At 71.0% G+C, this 4,613-nt stretch carries 4 protein-coding genes; 3 read left to right on the forward strand and 1 reads right to left on the reverse strand.

The features are described 5' to 3' along the window. Positions 1 to 63 precede the first annotated feature (63 nt). Positions 64 to 1,239 carry an acyl-CoA dehydrogenase family protein gene (locus NBX02_RS09580; protein WP_250280854.1) on the forward strand — a complete coding sequence of 392 codons (1,176 nt, stop codon included), beginning with the start codon at positions 64 to 66 and terminating at the stop codon, positions 1,237 to 1,239. Next, positions 1,236 to 3,215, forward strand: a complete 1,980-nt coding sequence (locus NBX02_RS09585; RefSeq protein ID WP_445548343.1) for an AMP-binding protein — start codon at positions 1,236 to 1,238, stop codon at positions 3,213 to 3,215. The genes NBX02_RS09580 and NBX02_RS09585 overlap by 4 nt, the downstream gene beginning before the upstream one ends. Positions 3,216 to 3,270: 55 nt before the next feature. Here NBX02_RS09585 and NBX02_RS09590 read toward each other — a convergent pair whose 3' ends face one another. After that, complete coding sequence (locus NBX02_RS09590; protein ID WP_047223273.1) at positions 3,271 to 4,041, reverse strand: FadR/GntR family transcriptional regulator; 771 nt, start codon at positions 4,039 to 4,041, stop codon at positions 3,271 to 3,273. 95 nt (positions 4,042 to 4,136) lie between these two features. Here NBX02_RS09590 and NBX02_RS09595 point away from each other — a divergent pair. Then, on the forward strand, positions 4,137 to 4,613 hold a 477-nt coding region (locus NBX02_RS09595), incomplete at its 3' end, for an acyl-CoA dehydrogenase family protein (protein WP_250290985.1).

Here is a 4,613-nt window from a genome sequence, read left to right on the forward strand (position 1 = left end):
GAAAACCCCTTTTCGGTCTGACCTATAGTACCATCGCATCAATCGCGGATGAGGGGTGCAAGCATGGATCTTGCGGACTCGCCAGGGGAACGACACTTCCGCACCGAGGTCCGGGAATGGCTGGCGACGGCACTTCCGCGCCTTCCCTGGCCGGAGCCGGCCGATCTGGTCGAGAAGCTTCCGTTCTGGCAGCAGTGGCAACGTCTGCTGTTCGACGCCGGTTATGCCGGGCTGTCGTGGCCGAAGGAGTACGGCGGCGGTGGCGCCGACGCGAAAATACGCGCGATCTTCACCGAGGAGGCCGACCGCGCCGGCGTCCCCGAACGGCTGAACATCATCGGTGAGGATCTCGCCGGCCCGACGATCATCGAGTTCGGCACGGACGAGCAGAAGGAACGCTTCCTGCGGCCGATCCTCACCGGCGAGGAGATCTGGTGCCAGCTCTTCTCCGAGCCGGAGGCCGGCTCGGACCTGGCGTCGCTGCGGACCAGGGCGACCAGGGCTGACGGCGGCTGGCGGCTGCAGGGCCAGAAGATCTGGACCAGCCGGGCGCACCTCGCCGCCAACGGCATCCTGCTCGCGCGCACCGGCGGCGGGCCGCGCCACAAGGGCATCACCTACTTCCTGCTGCCGATGGACGCCGACGGCGTCACCATCCGCCCGCTCGCGCACATGCTGGGTGAGGCCGAGTTCAACGAGGTCTTCCTCGACGACGTCTTCGTCCCGGACGACCGGGTCGTCGGCGAGGTGGACGGCGGCTGGCGGGTCGCGATGGCCACGCTGTCCTACGAGCGGGTCGCCATCGCCACCGGCCGGGTGAACACCAAGCGCGCCGTCGACGACATCATCACCGACATCAGCCAGCGCACCGGCGACGACGGGCGCCCGCTGGGGGCGGACCCGGCGGTCCGCCAGAAGGTCGCCGACCTCTACGGGCGCGCCCTGATCCACTATCTCATCGGCCAGCGGGTGGTCACGCTCGCCGCCGCCGACGGCCCGCCCGGGCCGGTCACCTCGATCGGCAAGCTCTACTTCTGCCCGCTCGTCGAGGACCTGGCGGACTTCCGGCTCTCCCTGGAGCCGCTGGGCGGCCAGTTCTCCCCGGACGACAAGGAACTGGACAGCACGCGCTGGCTCCGGCTGGCCTACCAGGCCCGCGGCACCGCGATCGCCGGCGGATCCACCTTCATCCAGCGCAACATCGTCGCCGAGCGTATCCTCAACATGCCCCGGAGCTGACCGTGACCGAGCACACTGGGACCGAGCACACCGGGACCGGGTACACCTGGACCCCCACCTCCGAGTACATCGAGAACGCCAACGTCACCCGGCTGGCGCGGGCACACGGCCTGTCGTCACTGGCCGAGCTGCGCGAGCGCTCGGTGCGCGACATCGGCTGGTACTGGGACGCCGTGGTCAAGGACCTGGGCCTGCCCTTCCGCACGCCGTACTCGCGGGTGGTCGACCTCTCCGCGGGCATCGAGCATCCCGACTGGTTCGTGGGCGGCGAGCTCAACATCGTCGACGCCTGCCTGGGGCGCTGGGACGGCGACGAGCAGGTCGCGAACCGGCCGGCCGTCATCCACGCGGCCGAGGACGGCACGACCACGACGGTGACCTACCGTGAGCTCACCCGGCAGGTGGAGCGGGTCAGTGCCGGCTTGCGCCGGCTCGGGATCGGCAGGGGCGACGCGGTCGCCCTGTTCCTGCCGATGATCCCCGAGGCCGTCGTCGCCTCCTACGCGGCCGCCCGCATCGGCGCGGTCCTGGTGCCGCTGTTCTCCGGGTTCGCGCCTTCGGCCATCGCCTCCCGTATCCAGGACGCCGACGCCAAGGCGGTCATCGTCGCCGACGGCACCGTCCGGCGCCGCCGCGCGGTGGCCATGAAACCGCTGCTCGACGAGGCGCTGCGGTCCTGCCCGACGGTGGAGCACGTCGTCGTCGTCGGCAACCTCGACGACGCCCCGGAGATCTCCGCGACCAGGGATGTCCGGTGGAGCGACCTGCTCACCGGCCCGGATGGCGCTGGCGAGGCCGAGGCGCTGCGGGCGACCGACACCCTGCTGCTGGCGTACACCTCCGGGACGACGGGCCGGCCCAAGGGTGCCGTCCACACCCATGCCGGCTTCCTGGTGAAGGTGGCCAGCGAGGTCGCCTACTCCTTCGACGTCGGCCCGGGGGGCGTGTTCTGCTGGGTGACCGACATGGGCTGGATCATGGGCCCGTTGTCGATCTTCGGGACGCACGCCAACGGCGCGACGCTGCTGCTCTACGAGGGCTCGCCCGACGTGCCCGACACCAACCGCCTGTGGGACCTGGTGGACCGCCACCGCGTCACCATGCTCGGGGTCTCGCCGACGCTGATCCGCACGCTGCGCTCCAGCGAGAAGATCTCGCTGGACGGCTTCGACCTGTCGTCGGTGCGCGTGCTCGGCTCGACGGGCGAGCCCTGGGACCCCGACTCCTACGAGTGGCTGGCCAGGGACGTCTTCGGCGGGCGGGTCCCGGTCATCAACTTCTCGGGCGGCACCGAGGTCGGCGGATCCTTCCTCGCGCCGTACCCGGTCGAGCCCATCCGCAGCTGTTCGCTGGGCGGCCCGTCGCTGGGCATGGACGTCGACGTGGTCGACGACCGGGCGCAGCCGGTGCGCGGCGAGGTCGGCGAGCTGGTGTGCCGGCAGCCGTGGCCGGCGATGACGCGCGGGGTGTGGCGGGACGAGGCCCGCTATCTGGAGGCGTACTGGTCGACCTTCCCCGGCCTGTGGCGCCACGGCGACTTCGCCCTGGTCGACAAGGACGGGCAGTGGTTCATCCTGGGCCGCTCCGATGACGTCATGAACGTGGCGGGCAAGCGGCTGGCACCGGCGGAGGTCGAATCGGTCATGATCACCCATCCGGCGGTGGCCGAGGCGGCGGCGGTCGGCGTCCCGGACCCGAAGAAGGGCGAGGCCGTCTGGGCGTTCTGGGTCCCCCGTCCGGACGCGACCGAGGACGTCTCGGCGCAGCTGCGGGAGATGGTCGCGGCCGAGCTCGGCAAGCCCTTCGCCCCGGGGCTGGTCCGGCGGGTGTCGCAACTGCCCAAGACGCGGTCGGCGAAGATACTGCGGCGCGCGGTGCGGGCGGCGGCCCTGGGCCGGGATCCCGGGGACCTCTCCGGCGCGGAGAACCCGGACGCGGTGGAGGAGATCCGCGCGGCGGTCGGGCTGGACGCCTGAGCCCGGTATGGACCGGTGTGTGACGACGGGGCCGTGGCAGGCTGACGAGAGCCTGTCACGCCCCGTTGTTGGGAACCGATATCTCGGTGCGTTCCTCGACCTCGAGGACCGCCTGGGCGTAGGAGTGGACGTGACGGTTCATCCGGCGTACCGCGGCCTCGGGGTCCCGCGCGCGAATGGCCCTGGTGATGGACACGTGCGCCTTCGCCGCCAGCCGTCGCACCTCGTCGTTGATGAACCGCTCGTTCTCGGTGGCCGTGTAGATCGCCCGCGACAGGGCGGTCATGAGGCCGATCAGCAACTCGTTGTGGCTGGCGGTGGCCACGCCCACGTGCCAGTCGACGTTGGCCTGCAGGAACGCCGCCAGCGTGCTGCCGGTGTCGGCGATGGCCTCGTTGGCGGCATCGAGCACCTTCAGGTCGTCCTCCGTGCGGTACCGGGCGGCGAGCTGGGCGCAGAACGGCTCGATGGCCTCGCGGGTCTCCAGCAGCGCGGCCAGCCGGATCTGCTGGCCTCTGATCACCAGGCTCACCGAGGTCTCGACCGCGTCCTTGCTCGGCCGCTGGACAAAGGCGCCACCGGCCCGACCGGCCTTGATCCGGACCAGGCCCTGAACCTCAAGGATGCGCAGGGCCTCCCGGACGGTTGAACGGCTCATCCGGGTCTGCGTGACCAGCTCACGCTCTGGTGGAAGCGGTGTGTCCTCGGTGAACTCGCCGGTGAGGATGCGCTCGCGAAGCTCGTTCGCCAGCACGTCCGATGCCTTGGGGACCTCCATGGGAGCGAGCCGGATCGCCGATCGATCCTTCTTCAACGCGTCGGCCATGTGATTCTCTCTATCGATGGTCTATTGGTCAGACCTAAGTTACCATCCGAACATCGTGCACAGGGCAGTCATGGACGAGCATTACAGGAGCGGGCATGCGGTGGGATCTGGCCGACGAGCAGGAGATGTTCCGGGACTCGTTGGGCGAGTGGCTGGACCGTTTCGCCCCCGCCGATACCGTGCACGGCTGGCTCGGCGCCGGTGACGCCGCCACGTTCGAGGGGCTTCTCGTCTCGGACGGCTGGCTGGCCGTGGGGTTCGCGCAGGAGTACGGCGGCCAGGGCGGTGGCCTGCTGGAGCTCGCGCTCACGGCCGAGCGGCTGGGGCGGCACAGCGCACCGTCCAGCGCGTGGACGGCGTCGGTGCTCGCCGTCGAGGCGCTGACCGTCCTGCCGGAGCGGGCCGCCGCGGTGCTCACCGACGGCAGCTTCGCGGCTCTTGCCGTGGACGCCGACAGGCCGCCGGACGAGCCCGGCCCGGTCGTCGAGGTGGGGGCCGGCCGGGCCGGCCTGGACGGCGGGGACGGTGGGGACGGCGGGGTCCTGCGCGGCACCGTGCGGTCGGTGCTCGGC

Origin of the sequence: Protofrankia sp. CiP1_Cm_nod1, from assembly GCF_920888515.1 — a bacterium.
In the GTDB taxonomy this organism is placed as follows: Bacteria; Actinomycetota; Actinomycetes; order Frankiales; family Frankiaceae; genus Protofrankia.

Bases quoted from the DNA above. Each gene is read 5' to 3' on its own strand.
- NBX02_RS09580 (WP_250280854.1), top strand. From the start codon at position 64: ATGGATCTTGCGGACTCGCCAGGGGAACGACACTTCCGCACCGAGGTC.
- NBX02_RS09590 (WP_047223273.1), bottom strand. From the start codon at position 4,041: ATGGCCGACGCGTTGAAGAAGGATCGATCGGCGATCCGGCTCGCTCCC.